14 protein-coding genes are annotated in these 21,697 nt (G+C 62.8%); 10 read left to right on the top strand and 4 right to left on the bottom strand.

Annotation, left to right across the window (positions count from 1 at the left end; translation table 11 throughout):
* The first annotated feature begins 267 nt into the window (after window positions 1-267).
* The 4 genes from BX592_RS03135 (at window position 268) to BX592_RS03150 (ending at window position 8,703) form a co-directional block, all read left to right on the top strand.
* The gene (locus BX592_RS03135) at window positions 268-5,118 is read left to right on the top strand and encodes an NAD-glutamate dehydrogenase (protein WP_134190189.1); all 4,851 of its coding nucleotides are present in this window, start codon (window positions 268-270) and stop codon (window positions 5,116-5,118) included.
* Between the two features lie 172 nt (window positions 5,119-5,290).
* Window positions 5,291-6,355: a selenide, water dikinase SelD gene (gene selD, locus BX592_RS03140; RefSeq protein ID WP_134190190.1), complete on the top strand. Its 1,065-nt coding sequence runs from the start codon at window positions 5,291-5,293 to the stop codon at window positions 6,353-6,355.
* A gap of 35 nt (window positions 6,356-6,390) precedes the next feature.
* Complete coding sequence (locus BX592_RS03145; protein ID WP_134190191.1) at window positions 6,391-7,296, top strand: cation diffusion facilitator family transporter; 906 nt, start codon at window positions 6,391-6,393, stop codon at window positions 7,294-7,296.
* Window positions 7,297-7,671: 375 nt separating this feature from the next.
* Window positions 7,672-8,703, top strand: coding sequence for a purine-nucleoside phosphorylase (locus BX592_RS03150; RefSeq protein WP_134190192.1), 1,032 nt, complete (start codon window positions 7,672-7,674; stop codon window positions 8,701-8,703).
* Between the two features lie 211 nt (window positions 8,704-8,914).
* Here the strand turns inward: BX592_RS03150 and BX592_RS34285 are convergent, their stop codons facing one another.
* Window positions 8,915-9,172, bottom strand: a complete 258-nt coding sequence (locus tag BX592_RS34285) for a hypothetical protein (RefSeq protein WP_243849270.1) — start codon at window positions 9,170-9,172, stop codon at window positions 8,915-8,917.
* 162 nt (window positions 9,173-9,334) lie between these two features.
* Window positions 9,335-10,339 carry a LysR family transcriptional regulator gene (locus BX592_RS03160; protein WP_134190193.1) on the bottom strand — a complete coding sequence of 335 codons (1,005 nt, stop codon included), beginning with the start codon at window positions 10,337-10,339 and terminating at the stop codon, window positions 9,335-9,337.
* A gap of 209 nt (window positions 10,340-10,548) precedes the next feature.
* On the opposite strand from BX592_RS03160, the gene BX592_RS03165 reads away from it, so the two are divergent.
* From BX592_RS03165 to BX592_RS03190, 6 genes are all read left to right on the top strand, one after another.
* Complete coding sequence (locus tag BX592_RS03165; RefSeq protein ID WP_134190194.1) at window positions 10,549-11,418, top strand: alpha/beta hydrolase; 870 nt, start codon at window positions 10,549-10,551, stop codon at window positions 11,416-11,418.
* A 72-nt stretch (window positions 11,419-11,490) separates the two neighbouring features.
* Window positions 11,491-12,714 carry an efflux RND transporter periplasmic adaptor subunit gene (locus BX592_RS03170; protein ID WP_134190195.1) on the top strand — a complete coding sequence of 408 codons (1,224 nt, stop codon included), beginning with the start codon at window positions 11,491-11,493 and terminating at the stop codon, window positions 12,712-12,714.
* Window positions 12,715-12,769: 55 nt separating this feature from the next.
* Window positions 12,770-15,955 carry an efflux RND transporter permease subunit gene (locus BX592_RS03175; RefSeq protein WP_134190196.1) on the top strand — a complete coding sequence of 1,062 codons (3,186 nt, stop codon included), beginning with the start codon at window positions 12,770-12,772 and terminating at the stop codon, window positions 15,953-15,955.
* A 10-nt stretch (window positions 15,956-15,965) separates the two neighbouring features.
* A complete protein-coding gene (locus BX592_RS03180) occupies window positions 15,966-17,495 on the top strand; it encodes an efflux transporter outer membrane subunit (RefSeq protein WP_134190197.1) in 1,530 nt (509 codons plus the stop codon).
* 86 nt (window positions 17,496-17,581) lie between these two features.
* Window positions 17,582-18,775, top strand: coding sequence for an acyl-CoA dehydrogenase family protein (locus BX592_RS03185; RefSeq protein ID WP_134190198.1), 1,194 nt, complete (start codon window positions 17,582-17,584; stop codon window positions 18,773-18,775).
* A gap of 63 nt (window positions 18,776-18,838) precedes the next feature.
* Window positions 18,839-20,167 (top strand): Nramp family divalent metal transporter, encoded by a 1,329-nt coding sequence (locus BX592_RS03190; RefSeq protein WP_134190199.1) that lies wholly within the window; start codon window positions 18,839-18,841, stop codon window positions 20,165-20,167.
* Window positions 20,168-20,219: 52 nt separating this feature from the next.
* Here BX592_RS03190 and flhC read toward each other — a convergent pair whose 3' ends face one another.
* Entirely contained in the window at window positions 20,220-20,870 is a 651-nt protein-coding gene (gene flhC, locus BX592_RS03195; protein WP_134190200.1) for a flagellar transcriptional regulator FlhC, read from the bottom strand.
* Window positions 20,871-20,883: 13 nt separating this feature from the next.
* Window positions 20,884-21,204, bottom strand: a complete 321-nt coding sequence (gene flhD, locus BX592_RS03200; protein WP_134190201.1) for a flagellar transcriptional regulator FlhD — start codon at window positions 21,202-21,204, stop codon at window positions 20,884-20,886.
* Between the last annotated feature and the right edge of the window lie 493 nt (window positions 21,205-21,697).

Consider the following 21,697-nt stretch of genomic DNA (forward strand, 5'->3'; position numbering starts at 1 on the left):
TTAGCGCATTATTTGCAGGTTCGCTAATCATAAGAACCCTGGATCGTATTGTTTATTAACAAACCAGGTATCCAGAAACGCTATAACGATTCACGATAAATTCACAATGTCATGTAATGCGTATTCGAATGCGCGCATTCACCGGCGAATAGATGCGCGCGCCGTTCGCATTTTCATGTGCGCATGCACACAGAGGCGTCAGAAGCAGGGTGCATAATGCCCATCTATCGACGTTGCAATGAATCGCCGCCCGCCGTGGAGGACGTCATGCTAGCGAAGAACGAGGAAGCCGTCGCGCACCAGCTCAACGATGTCATCGAATTCGCGCGGGGCCGATTGCCTGAACCGGCCTTTGCGATCGTCGAACCTTTCCTGCGGCACTACTACGATTTCGTCGACGCCGACGAACTGCAAAGCCGCAATATCCCCGACCTGTACGGCGCCGCGATGGCGCACTGGCAAACGGCGCAACGCTTTGTGCCGGGCAGCGAACGGCTGCGCGTGTACAACCCGATTCTCGAACAGCACGGCTGGCACTCGGACCACACGGTGGTCGAGATCGTCAATGACGACATGCCGTTTCTGGTCGACTCGGTCTCGATGGCGGTGAACGGCCTTGGGCTCGCGCTGCACTCGGTGCTGCACCCGGTGTTCCGTATCTGGCGCGGCAAGGACGGCAACATCGAGCGCGTCGCGCTCGGCGGCTCGACACCTGACGACGGGCAGTCGCAGCTCGCGTCGTTTATCCATTTCGAAGTGGACCGTTGCGGCGATGCGGCGAAGCTCGACACGCTGCGCGCATCGATCGCGCGCGTGCTGGGCGACGTGCGCGCCGCGGTTGAAGACTGGCAGAAGATCGTCGGCGCCGCGCGCAGTACGATCAAGGATCTCGCCGCGCGCGAGACGAGCGCGGAAGGCGTCGAGGCCCGCGCGTTTCTCGAATGGATGGTCGCCGACCATTTCACGTTCCTCGGGCAGCGGGACTACGAACTGGTGGCGCACGGTAGCGGTTTCGGTTTGCGCGCGATTCCGGGCACGGGCCTCGGCATTTTGCGCGAAGCCATCGGCGACGAGCGCACACCCGATGTGACGCCGCTGCCGCCCGCCGCGGCGGAGATCATTCAGGGCCCGTGGCCGATCTTCCTGACGAAAGCCAATTCACGCGCAACCGTGCATCGGCCAGGTTATCTCGACTACGTCGGCGTAAAGCTGGTCGGGCCGGACGGCAAGATTGCCGGCGAGCGGCGTTTTATCGGGCTGTACACGTCAACCGCGTATATGGTGTCCGCGACGGAGATCCCGATTGTGCGACGCAAGTGCGCGAACATCGTGCGGCGCGCGGGCTTTCTGCCGAAAGGGCATCTCGGCAAGTCGCTCGTGACGGTGCTGGAAACCTATCCGCGCGACGAACTGTTCCAGGCCGACGAAAACGAGCTCTACGACATCGCGATGGGCGTCCTGCGCTTGCAGGAGCATCAGCGAACGCGGCTGTTCGTGCGGCGTGACCGCTTCGACCGCTTTGTGTCATGCCTCGTGTTCGTGCCGCGCGACAAGTACAACACGGACTTGCGCCGACGCATCGCCAGACTGCTGCTCGATGCGTTCAACGGTGCGGCAGTCGAGTTCACGCCGTTGTTGTCCGAGTCGACGATCGCGCGGATTCATTTCGTCGTGCGCGCGGAACCCGGCGCAATGCGCGACGTCGATACGCACGAGCTGGAAACGCGACTCGTGCAGGTCACGCGCCGCTGGCAGGACGATATGGCCGATGCGCTGCTCGATGCGTTCGGCGAGGAGCAGGGCAACCGGCTGCTGCAACACTATGCGGATTCGTTTCCGGCCGGCTATCGCGACGACTATGCGGCGCGTACGGCGGTGCGCGATATCGAACTGATCGAGCGCGTGCAGGCGACCGGCCATCTGGCGATGAACCTGTACCGGCCGATCGAATCGGCGCCGCGTGCATTCCGCTTCAAGGTCTACCGGGTCGGGCAGCCGATCGCGCTGTCGCGCAGCCTGCCGATGCTCGAGCATCTGGGCGTGCGCGTCGACGAAGAGCGCCCGTATCTGATCGAAGCACCGCACGCGCAGCCCGCATGGATTCACGATTTTGGCCTCGAGATGGCCGATGAAACCGAGTTCGACATCGAGCGCGTAAAAGACCTGTTCGAAGACGCGTTCGAACAGGTGTGGTGCGGCACGATCGAAAACGACGACTTCAACCGCCTCGTGCTGCGTGCGCATCTGGCCGCTCGCGAAGTGACGATTCTGCGCGCGTATGCAAAGTACTTGCGGCAGGTCGGTTCGACCTTCAGCGATGCGTATATCGAACGCGCGTTGACCGGCAACCCGGCGATCGCGCGGATGCTGGTCGAACTGTTTATCGCGCGTTTCGATCCGTCGCCGGGCACCGGACGCGAAGCGCGCGTCGACAGAATGCTGATCACGATCGAAGCGGCGCTCGATCAGGTGCCGAACCTCGACGAAGACCGCATCCTGCGGCAGTTCCTCGGCGTGATCAATGCATCGGTGCGCACCAACTATTTTCGCCGCGATGCGCATGGCCGGCCGATGCCGTATCTGTCGTTCAAGTTCGATCCGGCGAAAGTGCCGGGCCTGCCCGAACCGAAGCCGATGTTCGAAATCTGGGTCTATTCGCCGCGAGTCGAAGGCGTGCATTTGCGCGGAGGAAGGGTCGCGCGCGGCGGACTGCGCTGGTCCGATCGCCGCGAGGATTTCCGCACCGAAGTGCTCGGGCTGATGAAGGCGCAAATGGTGAAGAACGTCGTGATCGTGCCGGTCGGCTCGAAAGGCGGCTTCGTCGTGAAGAACCCGCCGCCGCTGACCGACCGCGAAGCATGGCTGCGCGAAGGTGTCGCGTGCTACCAGACGTTTCTGCGCGGACTGCTCGATGTAACCGACAACCGTTCGGGCGCTGAGATCGTGCCGCCGCCCGAAGTGGTGCGGCACGATCCGGACGATCCGTATCTGGTGGTCGCCGCGGACAAGGGTACCGCGACATTTTCCGACTACGCGAACGCGATCTCGCAGGAGTATGGGTTCTGGCTCGACGATGCGTTCGCGTCAGGTGGCTCGGTCGGCTACGACCACAAGAAGATGGGCATCACCGCCCGCGGCGCATGGGAGTCGGTCAAGCGGCACTTCCGTGAGATGGGCGTCGATACGCAAGCGACTGACTTCACCGTGGTCGGCGTCGGCGATATGTCCGGCGACGTGTTCGGCAATGGCATGTTGCTGTCGCCGCATATCAGGCTGGTGGCCGCGTTCGATCATCGTCATGTGTTTATCGATCCCAACCCGGATCCGGCGACCAGCTTCGCCGAGCGGCAGCGCCTGTTCGGCCTCGAGCGATCAAGCTGGAACGACTACGACCCGTCGCTGATCTCGGCGGGCGGCGGGATATTCCCGCGCACCGCGAAGACCGTACCGATCTCCGCGGCCGCGCAGGGGGTGCTTGGCATCACCGCGACCGCATTGACGCCGAACGAACTGATGCGCGCGATACTTCAGGCGCCGGTCGACCTGCTATACAACGGCGGCATCGGCACGTATGTGAAAGCAAGCCACGAGACGCATGCGCAGGTCGGCGACCGCACCAACGATGGGGTACGCGTCAACGGCAGCGAACTGCGCTGCAAGGTGGTCGCCGAAGGCGGCAATCTGGGCCTCACGCAGCACGGCCGCATCGAGTTTGCGCAGCGCGGCGGGCGCGTGAATACCGATGCGATCGACAATTCGGCCGGCGTAGACTGTTCGGATCACGAAGTGAACATCAAGATTCTGCTGGGCCTCGTGGTCGCGGACGGTGAGATGACCGAGAAGCAGCGTAATGCGCTTCTCGCGGAAATGACCGATGAAGTCGGGCTGCTGGTGCTGCAGGACAATTATTACCAAACGCAGGCCCTTTCGATCGCAGGCCGCTACGCAGCCGACATGCTCGATGCGGAAGTGCGGCTGATGCGCTGGCTCGAACGCGCGGGGCGACTGAACCGCGTGATCGAATTCCTGCCGACCGACGAGCAGATCAATGAACGGCAGGCGGCGAAACAGGGCCTCACGTCGCCGGAGCGGGCGGTGCTGCTCGCGTACAGCAAGATGTGGCTGTACGATGCGCTGCTCGAATCGGACGTGCCGGAAGATGCGCTGGTCGCCGGCATGCTGGCCGGATATTTCCCGCAGCCGCTGCGCCAGCGCTTTGACGAACCGATGCATCGTCACCCGCTGCGTCGCGAGATACTCGCTACCTTCCTGACCAACGGGCTCGTCAACCGCGTCGGCTGCGCGTTCGTGCATCGGCTGATGGAGGAAACCGACGCGCAGCCGGGCGATATCGTCCGTGCGTGCCTGATGGCGCGCAGCGTGTTCGATCTCGACGACGTGTGGCGCAAGATCGACGCGCTCGATAACCGCGTGCCGGACGACGTGCAGGCGCGCATGTTTGTCGAAATCACGCGCCTGCTCGAAAGCGCGGCGCTATGGTTCCTGCGGCATCTGCAAGCAGGCGAACTGAAGGATGGCGGCGCGATGGCGCTGATTGCGCGTTGTCGCGATGCCGCGCAGCGGCTTGCGCCGCAACTGCCCGCGCTGCTGCCCGCGGCGGACATCGAAGCGTTGTCTGAGCGGCAACGCGTGCTGGTCGATGCGGGCGTCGACAGCGAGCTGGCCGTGCGGGTCGCGAGCGGCGAGATTCCAGCCGCGCTGCTCGATATCGCGGAAGTCGCGGCGACCAGCGGGCGCAGCCTCGAGCAGGTCGCGGGCGTTTATTTCGCATTGGGCACCCAGCTGAATTACAACTGGATCAGCGAGCGGGCGGCTGCGTTGCCGACGCCCACGCACTGGGACGTGATGGCGCGCGCCGCGGCGCTGGCCGAACTCGCGCGCCTGAAGCGCCAGCTTGCAACCAGCGCGCTGGCGGACGCGCCGGACGCATCGGAGATGACCGACCCCGGTACCCTGGTCGACGCATGGCGAGCGCGGCGCGAAGTCGCGCTCGCGCGTTATGCGCAGTTGCTGGGCGATTTGCGCGCGGCAGGCGGCGCGAGCCTGTCGATGTTGCTGGTCGTCGTGCGGGAGATGGCGGCGCTCGAGCGCCATTGAGCGTTTCCCGGCCGCCCACGCGCAATGCCGTGGTGCCGCGCGCGGCTTGCTTTGCCCGCGGCTTCGCTGACCGGTCGGCGCGGTCGCGTGTGATCAGTTCGATACAGCGCGCACATGTTCCAGCCGGATTGTCGATAATATCGATTGTTCTCACCACAGCATCCTGTCCGTCATGAATGAAACCGTTTCGACGAATCCGACTGTTCCGCGCCTGACGAGCCTTTCGCACGGCGGTGGCTGCGGCTGCAAGATCGCGCCTGCCGTGTTGTCGAACCTGCTCAAGCGCAGCGTGCCGTTGCCGACGTTTCCCGATCTGCTGGTCGGCACCGAAACCGCCGACGATGCCGCTGTCTATCGGCTCAACGACGAACAGGCAATCATTGCGACCACCGATTTCTTTATGCCGATCGTCGACGACCCGTACGATTTCGGCCGCATCGCCGCGACCAACGCGCTGTCGGATGTCTACGCGATGGGCGGTAAGCCGATTCTCGCGCTCGCGCTGGTCGGCATGCCGATCAACGTGTTGCCGCACGACGTGATCGCGGCGGTGCTGCGCGGCGGCGAAGACGTCTGCAAGGAAGCGGGCATTCCGGTCGCCGGCGGCCATTCGATCGATTCGGTCGAGCCTATCTACGGCCTCGCCGCGCTCGGCGTCGTACATCCGCAGCGGGTGAAGCGCAATGCAGCCGCGCAGGCCGGTGATGTGCTGGTGCTCGGCAAGCCGCTGGGTGTCGGCGTGCTGTCCGCGGCACTGAAAAAGAACCAGTTGAGCGATGCAGGCTACGCACAGATGATTGCGTCGACAACCAGGCTGAACCGCCCCGGCACCGAACTTGCGTCGTTGCCGGGTGTGCATGCGTTGACCGATGTGACCGGCTTCGGTCTGCTCGGGCATCTGCTCGAAATGGCGCGCGGCGCGGGGCTCGGCGCACGTGTGCGCTATGCGGACCTGCCGTGGCTTGACGGCGTCGATGCGTTTGCCGCGGCGGGCGTGTTCACCGGCGCGTCGGGGCGCAACTGGGCGTCGTATGGTGAGCACGTGCAACTAGCCGCTACCCTGCCGGACACCGCTCAGACGTTGCTGACCGACCCGCAAACTTCGGGCGGCCTGCTGGTTGCCTGCGCGCGCGAAACGGTCGACGACGTACTCGCGGTTTTCCACACGGATGGCTTCTCGCGTGCGGCGGTGATCGGCGAAATGACGAGCGGCGCGCCGCGTATCGAAGTCGTTTGACATAGACGTCCAACTTTTCTTCTCCCGCACCGACGATGAAGGAAGAATCGCCGAAAGCCATCTTTTACGCGCTGGCCGCCAACATGGGCATCGCGATCTGCAAATTCGCCGCTGCGGCCTTTACCGGGTCCGGCGCGATGTTTGCCGAAGCGATCCATTCGACCGCCGACTGCGGCAATCAGGTCCTGCTGCTGTTCGGACTGCGCCAGGCGCGGCGGCCCGCGACTCCGCTGCATCCGCTCGGCGCCGGCCGCGTAATCTACTTCTACTGCCTGATTGTCGCGCTGCTGCTGTTTTTTGTCGGCGGCGCGTTCTCGGTTTATGAGGGGGTGCATCGCGCGATTGCGCGCGAGCCGCTGTCGTATGCGTTTGTCGCACTGGCGGTGCTGGGCGTGTCGGTCGTGCTCGAGGCGCTGTCGCTCGCGGGCGCGATACGTGAGATCCGCAAGACCAATCGGGATAAATCGCTGTGGCGGTGGTTTCGCGAAACACGCGAGTCTGATTTGCTCGTGGTCGCGGGCGAAGACATCGCGGCGCTCGCAGGCCTCGCGATAGCGTTCGTCGCGGTGTTGCTGACGATGGTGACTGGCAATCCGCTGTTTGATGCGCTCGGTTCGATCGGCGTCGGATTGCTGCTGATGGTGATCGCTTTCCTTGTCGCGCGCGAAGTGAAGTCGATGATTATCGGCGAATCGGCAAGCCCGGAGGTTCGACGCGCAATCGATGCGCATTTGCGCGCGCGCAGTGAAATTCGCAGCATCATGAATCTGATTACGCTGCAATGGGGACGGCACGTGGTGGTGGCCGTGCAGGCGGAGATGATCGACTACGAAAGCGGACGCGCGATGGTCGATGCGATCAATATCATAGAAGCCGATCTGCAGCAGACGTTTCCGCAAGTGCGCTGGGTGTTCTTCGAGCCGGATGTGCCGCGCCTGTGAGCGGGCATCACCGGCGCGTGGCCGGATGTCAGGTTTAATGAACCTGTATTGCCGCGCCTCTATACTTGTTCGCGCTTAAGGTGGTGCGGCTGATTGCGCATTCCATGCGATAGCACGATCGAGTACATGCTCCAGGCGCTGTCTGAATGCAGCGCATCCCTCCGCTGAAGCCTCGCATTGAATCAACGCATCGCGCTCGCGTGGCGCTACGCGTGTTTAGCCACGACATCGCCGGCTACTGAATCCGAACTGCACAAAACAAGACAAAAGGAACGACGCTAAATGAAGATTCGCCGCTCTCGCCGTTCGACCGCTGCCCGCGCGTCGCGGACATTGACCGCACTGGGTTGCGCAGCCGCGACTGCAGTCGCGTGCATGTCTGCGCTGCCAGGCATCGCCGATGCACAGACTCATACGACGCCACACGCCGGAACGTCTCCCCATGCAGTGCCGAAGATTCGCGCGCCGAAGGTGATGATCGTGTCGATGTTCGGCCCGGAAGGCCAGGTCTGGCTCGACAAACTGGGCCCGTGGCAGCAGATTCGTGTGCCGGGTTTATCGCCGGACTACCCGATGGTTCGGTGCAACGAGCAGGACGTCTGTGTGATGACGACTGGCATGGGGCACGCGAATGCCGCGGCGTCGATGATGGCGTTGACGTTCTCGCCGCAATTCGACTTACGCCACACGTATTTCCTGATCGCCGGCATCGCCGGCATCGACCCTGCGCGTGGCACGCTGGGCAGCGCCGCATGGGCGAACTATCTGGTCGATTTCGGCATTCAGTGGGAAATCGACGGCCGCGAAGCGCCGCCGAAATGGACCAGCGGCTACTCCGGCATCTTCGCGAAGAGCCAGGGCGATAAGCCACCGCTCGAATACCAGACCGAAGTATTCGAGTTGAACCATCAGTTAACCGATACGGCGCTCGCATTGTCGCGCGACGTCGAACTCGCTGATGCGCCGCAAGCACAGGCGACCCGCGCGAAGTACGACTATGCGCCGGCGAACCAGCCGCCGAAAATCATTCAGTGCGATACGTCGACGAGCGATACGTGGTGGTCAGGCGACGCGATCGGCGAGCGAGCGCGTGAATGGACGAAGATTGTCACCGATGGCAAAGGCCTCTACTGCACGTCGCAGCAGGAAGACAACGCGACATACGAAGCGCTCAAGCGCGCCGCAAGCGTGCAACGCATCGATTTGAAGCGTGTTGCCGTGCTGCGTACCGGCGCGGATTTCGATCGCCCGCCGAAGGGGCAATCGAGCGTTGACAATCTGCTTAACACAAATGGTCAGGGTGGCGGCGATATCGCACTCGCGAACCTCTATCGCGCGGGCAGTCCGCTCGTGCAGTCGATTGTCACGCAATGGGCCAAATGGAAAGAGGGCGTACCGACGCACTAGTGCGTTGGCACGCCCTCTCTAACGACGGCGCCCGCAAAGATGCTGACGCCGCAATTCACTGTTGCATTATCGGGAACGGTATGGCGTCCACACAGGAACGCTCGTTTCCCAATGATCGAGTTCGGACGGGCTCATGTTCGGCTCCTTCATCAACATTTCACTGCCGTGTGACTGCGCAAGATTAAATGTCGCTTCACACGGCGACCTGACTTTACTGACCGCTTACAGCATTAGCGGCGTGTCCGCTTTGCGTAGCGACCGGTTCCGCGCCGCCCACATCGGTTTTCACCGAATAGCCATGTGCTTCGGCGATACCGGCTTTAACCTCGGCACGCGGCACATTGCTGCCTTGCGACCACCACGGCTGGTTGTACGAGCCCGCGCGACCGATCCCGCCACCGCCTTGCGCAAACGCGGAGGTGCTTGCCAGGACCGAAAGGACGAGCGCTGCGAAAAGACTGCGTTTCATGAGTTCACTCCTGTCATTCGTTTTTGAGCGCTGACGTGTAGCGCTGCGACAGGATGAAATGTAGGCGGGAGAGCGCGGCGGATAAATCCGCGTTTCGCGAAATGAATTGTCAAGAATGTGGAACAATCGCAGCACGCGCCGCGATTGTTCATCAGACCACAATCACGCGACCCATTCGGTGATCACAGGCGTTTCGAGCGTTGTCGCCGCTTCGCGCTCTTCGAACGTACGTTCGGTACAGGTCTTGTCGAGGCTCGCGCGGCCGCTCAACAGCGGGCACCGATCGAACAGCTCGGCCACCCAGTCGACAAACACGCGCACCTTCGACGACAGATGCCTGCTGGTCGGATAGACGACCGAGATTGGCATCGGCAGCGGTTTGTAGTCGGGCAGCACTTCGATGAGCTGACCGGAGCGCAGATGCGGCAGCGCCATGAAAAGCGGCGGCTGGATCAGCCCGAAGCCTTCGAGGCCGCAGGTCACATACGCATCTGCATCATTGACCGACACAATGCCCTTCATCTTTACAGGGACTTCTTTGCCATCGACGAGAAACTCCCAGTCGAAGTTGCGGCCTGTACGGCTCGAAAAATAGTTGACCGCCTGATGACGCTCAAGGTCGTCGAGCGTTTGCGGCGTACCCGCGCGCTCGAGATACGCCGGCGCCGCGCACGATACCCCTTCGAACAGACCGATGCGCCGCGCGACCAGCGATGAGTCCTGCAGCGCGCCGACCCGCACCACGCAATCGACGCCTTCCTGCAGAAGATCGACCGGTCGGTCAGACAAGCCGAGTTGCAGGTCGATATCCGGATAGAGCTTGTGGAATTCGCACAGTTGCGGAATGACGAGCAGCCGCCCGAGCGAACCCGGCATATCGACCCGCAGCTTGCCGTGTGGCTTCTTGTTGCCGTGCTGGAAACTCGCTTCGGTTTCCTCGACATCCGCGAGGATGCGCATCGCGCGCTCGTAGTACGCGGCGCCATCGGGCGTCAGCGATAACCGGCGCGTCGTACGGTGCAACAGACGCGTGCCGAGAAATGCCTCGAGGTTCTGGATGATGGTCGTGACCGATGCGCGCGGCAGGTCGAGCGTTTCCGCGGCGCGCGTGAAGCTGTTTGTGTCCACGACCCGGGTGAACACTTGCATGGCCTGGAGCCGGTCCATTGCGAACCTCCGGATGATTGAGTGCGAGCGTGTGCAAGCGGCGCGCGGCGGGAACAGCTTAAGCGGCAATGCAGGCCTAATGGCGAACAACGCGATTTATTGTTCAGGCGCACCGAATTGTGTTGCCGGATTATAGGCATTTATTTGGAAGTTTGCAGAACGCACAATTCGCCCCGTCTGGTTAATTTCGCGCATTGTCGCCGTTCGATATGGATGCATTCAACTCGCGTCACTCGCTGGTTCCTGAGGGTAGTGGCCCGGCAGGCGGTCATGCGTCGCTCGATGTCAGCGACGTGATTATCGAGGGGTACGCGCAAGACATCACGTTGCGGCTGTACCGGCGCACCGGCAAATCCGGTCTGCCAATTCTGCTGTATTTCCACGGCGGCGGTTTCGTTCGCGGCTCGATCGACGATGCGGACTTTGCGGCGCGCTTCTTTGCTGAACAATTGCCGGCGCTGGTAGTGTCAGTGGGCTATTCGCTAGCACCCAAGCATCCGTTTCCGGCCGCGCCGGAAGACGCGCATCGCGCGGTGCTGTGGGTGAAGACCCGTGCGCGCGCTTTTGGTGCGGATACGAAACGGATCGGCGTCGCGGGGTACGACGCGGGCGGCCAACTGGCGAATTGTCTTGCGTTTATCACGCGTGATCGCGGCGACGTGCGCATTCTCGCGCAGGCGCTGTTCGGGCCGATGCTCGACCCGAGCCTCACGCGCCTGGGCGATGAACGCAGGCTCGGCTCGGACATTACCGCGAGCGAATGCGCGGCCTGTTACCGCGCCTATCTGCCTCAAGCGGCGCAGCGCATGCATCCGTACGCAGCGCCGCTCGAAGCGGTGCGTCTCGCGAACCTGCCCGACACGTTGATCGCCACCGCGGGCAACGACGTGCTTCACGTCGAAGCGGAGAAATACGCGGGCAATCTGATTGCCGCCGGCGTGCTCACGCAGGTGGTGCGTTTTCCGAATCTGACGCACGCGGCGCTCGCGGATCATCCGGCTGCGCTGCAGGAAGCGGTGCGGTTTTTCCGCTGCAGATTCGATGCACGAGACGCACGAGATTCACGCGACGCGCGTTGATGCACGTTAAAGCGCGTCGATGTCGCGCCCCAATAAACAAACCAACTTGAACTAATGAAACGGGAGTCCGTCATGTCATTGCTTCCTCTCAAGCGCTCCAGGCTGGCGATCGCCGCCGCCGCAGTCGTCGTTATCGCCGGGCTCGGCACGCTCGGCGCGATGCGCGTCGATGCGCGTTCCGAGCCGGCCGTGGCCGCCGCTCCGCTGACCGAAGTCGACGTCGCCAACGTCGTGCAGAAAACCATCACCGACTGGCAGGCGTATTCAGGCCGCCTCGAGGCGATCGACAAGGTCGATATCCGTCCGCAGGTGCCGGGCACGATCGTCGCGGTCAACTTCAAGGACGGCGCGCTCGTGAAGAAAGGCGATGTGCTGTTCGTGATCGATCCGCGTCCATATCAGGCGGAAGTCGATCGTGCGGCCGCGCAAGTGGCCGCCGCGCAGGCGCAGCGTCTGTACGCGCAGACCGATTGGGAGCGTGCGCAGCGGCTGATCGGCGACAACGCGATCGCCAAGCGTGACTACGACGAGAAGCAGAACGCCGCACGCTCGGCCGATGCGAACGTGAAGGCCGCGCAGGCGGCGCTGGAAGCCGCGCAGATCAACCTCGGCTATACGAAGGTCACCGCGCCGGTGTCGGGCCGCGTGTCGCGCGCTGAAATCACGCTCGGCAATGTGGTGAGTGCAGGCGCGGGCGCGCCGGCATTGACCACACTCGTATCGGTATCGCCGATCTACGCATCGTTCGATGCGGACGAGCAGACCTACCTGCAATACATCAGCCGCGTGAAGAACAACGGCAAGGTGCCGGTCGAACTGGGCCTCGCGAACGAATCGGGCTACTCGCGTTCGGGTGTGATCGATTCGGTCGACAACCGTCTCGATACGTCGTCCGGCACGATCCGCGTGCGCGCGCGTTTCGATAACGCTGACGGCACGCTGGTGCCGGGTCTGTTCGCGCGCGTGAAGGTGGGCGGTAGCGCGCCGCATCCGGCGCTGCTGATCGACGACGCGGCGGTCGGCACCGACCAGGACAAGAAGTTCGTGCTGGTCGTCAACAAAAACAATCATGTTGTGTATCGCGAAGTGCAGATCGGCCATCTGCAAGGCAACTTGCGCGTCGTCACCGGCGGCTTGCAGAACGGCGAGCGGATCGTCGTGAACGGCACGCAGCGGGTGCGTCCGGGCGAACAGGTGAAGGCGCACATGGTGCCGATGACGGGTGGCGGTGACAACCCGGACGACTCGGTCGCGCAAGGTCAGCCTGCACGCACGAAGCCGCAAGACAATTCGTGATGCTCGCGCGGCGCACTGCAACGGTGCGCCAGCGCTTTAACGGACAGAGCCTCCCATGAACATATCCAAGTTTTTTATAGACCGGCCCATTTTTGCGGGCGTTCTATCGGTCCTGATTCTGCTGGCAGGCGTGATCGCGCTGTTTCAGTTGCCGATTTCCGAGTACCCGGAAGTCGTGCCGCCGTCGGTGGTCGTGAAGGCGCAGTATCCCGGCGCGAACCCGAAGGTGATCGCCGAGGCTGTTGCGTCGCCGCTCGAAGAGCAGATCAATGGCGTCGAGAACATGCTGTACATGCAGTCGCAGGCGAATAGCGACGGCAATCTGACGCTGACGGTGACATTCGCGCTCGGCACGAACCCGGACCTCGCGACGCAGCTCGTGCAGAACCGCGTGAATCAGGCGTTGCCGCGTTTGCCGGAAGACGTGCAGCGTCTGGGCGTGACGACCATCAAGAGCTCGCCGACGCTGACGATGGTCGTGCACCTGATCTCGCCGAACGATCGCTACGACATGACGTATCTGCGCAACTACGCGTTGCTCAACGTGCGGGACCGGCTGCAGCGGATTCGCGGCGTTGGCGAAGTGCAGCTGTGGGGCGCGGGCGACTACGCAATGCGTGTATGGCTCGATCCGAGCAAGGTCGCGCAACGCAATCTAACCGCAACTGAAGTGGTGAACGCGATTCGCGAGCAAAACATTCAGGTTGCAGCGGGTGTGATCGGGGCATCGCCGTCGGTGCCGGGCACGCAGCTGCAATTGCTGGTGAATGCGCGCGGCCGTCTGAAGACCGAGAGCGAGTTCGGCGACATCGTTGTGAAGACTGCGCCGGATGGGGCCGTCACGTATCTGCACGATATCGCGCGCGTCGAGCTCGCCGCGTCGGAATATGGGCTGCGCTCGCTGCTCGACAACAAGCCGGCGGTCGCGCTGGCGATCAACCAGTCGCCGGGTGCGAACTCGCTGCAAATCTCCGACGAAGTGCGCAAGACGATGAAGGAACTTGCCGCCGATATGCCGGCTGGCGTGCAATACAAGATCGTCTATGACCCGACGCAGTTCGTGCGTTCGAGTATCGAGGCCGTGATTCATACGCTGCTCGAAGCGATCGCGCTGGTGGTGATCGTCGTGATCGTGTTCCTGCAGACGTGGCGTGCTTCGATCATCCCGCTGATCGCGGTGCCCGTGTCGATTGTCGGTACGTTCTCGTTGCTGCTGGCGTTCGGCTTCTCGATCAATGCGCTATCGCTGTTCGGGATGGTGCTGGCGATCGGTATCGTGGTCGACGATGCGATTGTGGTGGTCGAAAACGTCGAGCGAAACATCGAACGCGGGCTGACCGCGCGCGAAGCGACCTATAAGGCGATGCAGGAAGTGAGCGGACCGATTATCGCAATCGCGCTCACGCTGGTCGCGGTGTTCGTGCCGCTGGCGTTCATGACGGGCCTGACCGGTCAGTTCTACAAGCAGTTCGCGATGACCATCGCGATCTCCACGGTGATCTCCGCGTTCAACTCGCTGACGCTGTCGCCGGCGCTGGCGGCGATGCTGCTGCGCGGCCATGACGAGAAGGAAGACTGGCTTACGCGTTTGATGAACCGCGTGCTCGGCGGCTTCTTCCGGCGCTTCAACAAGGTGTTCCACCGGGGTTCCGAAGCGTACGGTAAGGGCGTGACGGGCGTGCTGCGTCATAAGGGCGCGATGCTGATCGTCTATGCGGTACTGCTCGCGTTGACCGCGGTCGTCTATCGCGCGGTGCCGGGTGGCTTCGTGCCCGCGCAGGACAAGGAGTACCTGATCGCATTCGCGCAGCTGCCGAACGGCGCATCGCTCGATCGCACCGAAAAGGTGATTCGCGATATGAGCGCGATCGCGCTGAAGCAGCCGGGCGTCGAGAGTGCGGTGGCGTTCCCGGGGCTGTCGGTGAATGGCTTCACGAATAGCTCGAGCGCCGGCATTGTGTTTGTCACGCTGAAGCCGTTCGACGAGCGCAAGGGCAAGGCGTTGGCTGCCGGCACGATCGCGGGCGCGCTGAACCAGCAGTACAGCAAGATCAAGGACTCGTTCGTCGCCGTGTTCCCGCCACCGCCGGTGCTGGGTCTCGGTACGCTCGGCGGCTTCAAGATGCAGCTGGAAGACCACGGTTCGGTCGGCTATGCGGCGCTGAACGACGCAGCGGAAGCATTCGTGAAGAAAGCGTCGCAGACGCCGGAGCTGGGCCCGACGTTCTCGAGCTATCAGATCAACGTGCCGCAACTGAACGTCGATCTGGACCGCGTGAAGGCGAAGCAACTCGGCGTCGCGGTGACCGACGTGTTCAACACGATGCAGATCTATCTCGGCTCGCTGTACGTGAACGACTTCAACCGCTTTGGCCGCGTGTATCAGGTGCGTGTGCAGGCGGACGCGCCGTTCCGCGCGAACGCGGAGGACATCGGCCAGCTGAAGACGCGCAATGCGAACGGCGACATGGTGCCGTTGTCGTCGCTGGTCAAGGTGTCGCCGACCTTCGGGCCGGAAATGGTGGTTCGCTATAACGGCTACACCGCCGCCGACATCAACGGCGGCCCGGCGCCCGGTTATTCGTCGGGTGAAGCGCAGGCGGCAGCGGAACGCGTCGCGGCGCAGGTATTGCCGCGCGGCGTGAAGCTCGAATGGACCGACCTCACGTATCAGCAGATTCTCGCGGGCAACGCGGGGCTGTGGGTGTTCCCGATCAGCGTGCTGCTGGTGTTCCTCGTGCTCGCCGCGCTGTACGAAAGCCTGACGCTGCCGCTCGCGGTCATCCTGATCGTGCCGATGAGCGTGTTGTCGGCGCTCGCGGGGGTGTGGATTACGGATGGCGACAACAATATCTTCACGCAGATCGGTCTGATGGTGCTGGTGGGTCTCGCATCGAAGAACGCGATTCTGATCGTCGAGTTTGCGCGCGAGCTCGAACACGACGGACGCTCGCCGCTCGAGGCGGCCATCGAAGCCAGTCGCTTGCGCTTGCGGCCGATTCTGATGACGTCGATCGCGTTCATCATGGGTGTGGTGCCGCTCGTGCTGTCGTCCGGCGCCGGTTCGGAGATGCGCCATGCGATGGGTATCGCGGTGTTCTTCGGGATGCTCGGCGTGACGCTGTTCGGCCTGATGCTGACGCCGGTGTTCTATGTGGTGCTGCGTCTGCTGGCTGGCGGCAAGATCCACGTTGCACAGAAAGATGCGCCGCATCTGGTTGCGCAAACAACCGATGCATAAGGACGGGAACATGAAAAAAGACCAAACGATGGGCGGCCTGGGCCGCGCGGCAGCCAGCGCGTTGTTGCTGATGCTGCTGGCGGCGTGCTCGGTCGAGCCGACCTACAAGCGGCCGGACGCGCCAACACCGACCGCATTCAAGGAAGCCCCGGCGCTCGACGCCAAAGAGGCAGGCACATGGAAACCCGCCGAACCGGCCGAAGCCGCGCATCGCGGCGACTGGTGGAAGATTTTCGGCGACCCGGTGCTCGATAACCTCGAACAGCAGGCGGCCGACGCGAACCAGGATCTGAAAGCGGCTGCGGCGCGCGTGCAGCAGTCGCGCGCGCTGGTGCAGAACGCGCGGTCCGACTGGTTCCCGACGATCGACGCGGGTTTTGGCCCGACGCGTCAGCGCCTGTCGCCGGCGTCGCAATTCTTGCCGGCGAACGCGAATGTGCCCGCGCAAACCTTGTGGCGCGCGCAAGCGACTGCGTCGTATGAAGTCGATCTGTTCGGACGGATCAGCTCGAACGTTCATGCGGCGCAGGCGGACGCGCAGCAAAGCGAAGCGCTGTTCCGTTCGGTGCAGCTTGCGCTACAGGCGGACGTCGCGCAGAACTACTTCCAACTGCGCGAATTCGATACGCAGGTCGACCTGTTCCGCCAGACCGTCACGTTGCGCGAGGATTCGCTGAAGCTGGTGCAGCAACGCTTTAACGAAGGCGAAATCAGCGAACTGGATTTGTCGCGTGCGAAGAACGAACTGGCAACCGCGCGAGCGGACGCAGTCGGCGTCGCGCGTCAACGCGCGATCTCCGAGCACAGCCTCGCGATTCTGCTCGGCAAGGCGCCGGCGGACTTCTCGTTCCCCGCGACGCCGCTCGTGCCAGTGACCGCGCGCGTGCCGGCGGGCTTGCCGTCCGCGCTGCTCGAGCGTCGTCCGGACATCGCTGCGGCCGAACGCGCGATGGCGGCCGCGAATGCGCGCGTCGGGCTGGCGAAGTCCGCGTATTTCCCGAAGCTCGACATTACCGCGGCAGGCGGTTTCGAGGCGTCGACACTCTCCGAGCTGTTCCACTGGTCGAGCCGCGCGTTCCTGCTCGGGCCGTTTGCCGGCACCGCGCTGACGATGCCGCTGTTCGACGGTGGACGCCGCCGCGCCGGGGTCGAACAGGCGCGCGGGAAGTACGACGAAGATGTCGCGCAGTATCGCCAGCAGGTGCTGCAGGCGTTCCGCGAAGTCGAAGACAACCTGTCGGACCTGCGCCTGCTCGACGATCAGATCGCGCAGGAAAACGAAGCGGTGAATGCGTCGCAACGGTCCGCGCATCTGTCGACGACGCAATATAAGGAAGGACAGATTGCCTACCTCGATGTGATCGATGCGGAGCGTCAGGTGCTGCAAACGCAATTGCAGGCAAGCCAGTTGAACGGCGTGCAGGCGGTCGCGACCGTCAATCTGATTCGTGCGCTCGGCGGCGGCTGGGGCGATATCAAAGCGGATGACTCGACCGCGGTCGGCATGAAAGATAGTCAGCAGCAGGTCGCAAAGCAGTAGCGTGGGTTTGGATATGCAATCCCTGTCTCTACGGTATTCCGCGATCCGGCTAGACTGTCGACTCGACGGATACCGCTGGAGACAGCATGAACGACTCACCAGGCCGCGCGCTCGACCCTCATCACGCGCGCCCGCCCGTGCACGATTTGCCCGCCCTGCTCGAAGCACTGCGTGAAACGGCGGCCGAGCGCGACCGCGCCGGCGGCCACGCCGCGCGCGAAAAGCAGTGGATCGCCGACGCGGGACTGCTGACACTCGCCGTGCCACGGGAATTCGGTGGCCAAGGCGCACGCTGGCACGATATCTACGAGACGATTCGCGCGATCGCGAGCGTCGACAGCGCGCTTGCACATCTGCTGGGTTTCCAATGCCTGCAAGTGGTCAGCGTCGATGTCTGGGGCAATGACGCGCAGCGATCCCGCTATCTGGGCGGCACCATTGAGAACCACTGGTGGTGGGGCAATGCGGTGAACCCGCTCGACACCCGTCTGGTTGCGACGGCAACGACCGAGGGCGGCTATCGTCTCGATGGAGCGAAAGGATTCTGCTCCGGCACACGCGGCTCGCAGATGATGACGTTTTCCGCGCACGATGCAGTGGCCGGCAAACCCGTGTTCGGCGTCGTGCCGACCACGCGCGCCGGCATTACGGTCCACGAAGACTGGGACCCGATCGGCCAGCGGCAGACCGATAGCGGCAGCGTGTCGTTCGACAATGTGCGCGTCGAGCCGCATGAGGTTCTACAGCGCTCCGACGTGCCGCGCGCAACCCTTCGCACACTGGTCTCGCAACTGGTGCTAACCAATCTGTTCGTCGGTATCGCGCAAGGCGCACTCGATGAAGCGCGCCGCTATGTGCTGCAGTACGGACGTCCGTGGATCGCGTCAGGTGTGGCGCGCGCCGCTGATGATCCTTACCAGTTGCAGCGCTTCGGCGAAATGCGGCTGAAGACGATCGCCGCGCAAGCGCTAGCCGACCGTGCGGCCGACGCGCTTGACGACGCATGGCAGCAGGGCTTCGAACTCGCCGCGCAGCAGCGCGCGCAGGTTGCGCTCGCAACGTCCGAAGCGAAGGTGTTCGCCCATCGCGCGGCACTTGACGTCAGCGAAGCGCTGTTCGACGCATGCGGCGCACGCGCGACCGGCGCACCGCTCGCGCTTGACCGGTTCTGGCGCAACGCACGCGTACACACGCTGCATGACCCGCTCGACTACCGCGTCCGTGATATCGGACGCTACGCGCTCGAAGGGACGCTGCCGGACGTTTCTTTGTACACTTGAGGGAGTCGGCGGCGCACGGCCTCGCAGTGCGGCTCGGCTTCAATCAACTCGAGGGTCACCGGCTTGCAGTTCAAACTACCGACTACGGCGACAGCGCCGTTTTGCCCGGCGGAAGTGCAGGGTTCCGTCGCCGTCACGCCCGGCGCACCGTTCTGGAAACGGATTTTGCAGTTCGCGGGCCCCGGCCTGCTGGTATCGATCGGCTATATGGACCCGGGCAACTGGGCGACCGATATCGAAGCAGGATCGCGCTACGGCTATAGCCTGCTGTTCGTTGTCGTGCTGTCGAGCCTCGCCGCGATGGTGCTGCAGTGCCTGAGCATGCGCCTGGGCATCGCGACCGGCAGGGATCTCGCGCAACTGTCGCGGGACCGCTATTCGCCGGGTGTGGTGCGCGGCCAGTGGGTGCTCGCTGAGCTATCGATCGTCGCATGCGATCTTGCCGAAGTGCTCGGCGGCGCACTCGCGTTTCACCTGCTGTTCAAGATTTCGCTGACCGCCGGCGTGTTGCTCACCGCGCTCGACACGCTGATTGTGCTGGGTCTGCAAGGCAAGAAGTTTCGAGATCTCGAGGCAATCATCCTCGGGCTGATCGCGACGATCGGCGTCGGCTTTATTATCCAGCTCATTCTGGTGAAGCCGGCCTGGTCAGAGGTCGCGCATGGCCTCGTGCCGTCGCTGCAGGCGGTGGGCAGCCGCGAGCCGCTGTACCTCGCGATCGGCATTCTCGGCGCGACGGTGATGCCGCACAACCTGTATCTGCATTCGTCGGTGGTGCAAACGCGCTCGGTCAAGCGCAATTCGAAGGGCATTGCGTCGGCCATATCGATGTCGCGCATCGATACGATCGCGTCGCTGACACTCGCGCTACTCATCAACGCGGCCATACTGATTCTGGCCGCCGCCGCATTTCATGCGACCGGCCACGATCAGGTGACCGACATCGAGGATGCATACAAGCTGCTGGCGCCGATCGTCGGCACGGGTTTCGCGGCCATTCTGTTCGCGGTGACGCTGCTCGCTTCGGGGCAAAGCTCGACCTTCACCGGCACGGTCGCGGGCCAGGTGATCATGGAAGGCTTTATCAACATGAATATCCCATGCTGGCAGCGCCGGCTGATCACGCGCGCGCTCGCGCTGATCCCCGCGTTGATCGGCATTCAGCTATTGGGTAACGCGGCGGTCGGCGAATTGCTGGTCGCGAGCCAGGTCGTGCTGAGTCTGCAATTGCCGTTTGCACTGTATCCGCTGATCCGGATGACCGACGATCGTACGCTGATGGGCGAGTTCGCGAATCGGCTGCCGACGCGGATCGTCGCGTGGGCGCTGTTCGTCGTGATCAGCGCCGCGAACCTGTGGCTGGTCTTGCAGACGATCGGATTGCTTTCGTGAAACCGGTGCGCCGCGGCGCACCGGTAGCGGGGTGGGGCTCAGGGAAAGTCGCTCAAGCAGCGACCAGAGCGATAGCGGGGTTCAGCTCGATTTCGACGTCGGTAACCGGTTCGGCAACCTGCGGCGCGCTTTGCGGCACTTGCGGTGTTTGCGGTTGCGACACCTGCGGTGCAACCTTCGCGGCCGCCGCTTTCTTCGTTTTGCCCGCGCGCGACGGCGGCTGGCATGCGCCGCATACGACGTTGTGCTGCAGGTCGTGCTTGTGCGCAACGAACTTGCCGCTGCAGCGGCAGCAGCGTGTGAGTTGCAGAATGTCGGCGTCGAAGAAACGCACGAGCGTCCACGCACGCGTCAGATCCAGCACCGGCTCGGCTTGCGCGTGGTTGCAATGCTCGAGATAGAGCCGGTAGCCCTTGGTCAGCGCGTCGAGGTGCGAGCAGCGCGCCTCGTTCTTCAGAAACAGGTACGTGTTATAGAACAGCGACGCGTGGATGTTCGCAAGCCACGTCATGTACCAGTCGGCCGAGAACGGCAGCATGCCCTTAGGTGGCGATGCGCCCTTCACCTCGCGATACAGACGGATCATGCGGTCGCGGGACAGCGTCAATTCGCTTTCCAGTACCTGCATGCGCGCGCCGAGTTCGATCAGCGCGATTGCGCGAAACACTTCTTGCGCGTCTTCGGTCAAGCTTCGCTTGAGCATGGCAGTCCCTTTATTAGGCGAACTGCTCTGCGGGTTGGCCGGCAAGCAGAATCGCCGCGTGCGTCGAAGCGACTTCCGCATGCTTCGCCGTTTGCGTCAACGCCGACAACATCGTGTGATCGTTGAAGCGGAAAAAGCATAAAAGCTGGTCGGAAGAGGCCAGCTTGACGATCTGCGCGAGAGACAGACCAGCAAGCAAATCGGCCAATTCCGACGACAGACCCAGCCGGAACATGCCGACTGGCTTGTCCTCGCGCAACATGCGTTGCGCGAGCATGATGTACGACAGGTTGATCTCGCGGATTGAATCCAGCGTCTCGCTGCTACGGTCCATTTTCTCGTTTCCCGAAGCCCCGATTGTTTGCCGGCCTTGGTGAGCCGTTATGGTCTATCGCGTCGACGGAAACGTTTGCTCCGATCACGCATGGCCGCTCTGAAACAACTGGCGACTCTTTGATACAGGTCGTTACATTTCGTAACAGCCTGGGGCGAATTGTATGAAGTCATTTTGGGAAAAGCAATCCCTTTCTCAAAATTTTGTCGCGAAAAGTCGACGCAATTCCGGTAAGTTTTTCACAAAGCCGTAATAGTCTTTCGCGAATCAATAACTGCCGTGTCAATGATCGCTGAGAGGCTTGCTGCATAAGGGATGCAGGAAAAATTTCCGGGTATTGTCAACGACTAGTCGCGGAGTCTCCATGCGTAAATTTCTTTGAGAAAGGGAAAAGCAAGGGATTGGCGTTCGCGGTAAAAAATGCGGAGATTCGCTCGGTCACGCGAAAGGCCGATTTGTAACGGATATGCGGAATAGATGTAACAGGTCGACG

This window comes from Paraburkholderia rhizosphaerae (assembly GCF_004366595.1).
Lineage (GTDB): Bacteria > Pseudomonadota > Gammaproteobacteria > Burkholderiales > Burkholderiaceae > Paraburkholderia > Paraburkholderia rhizosphaerae.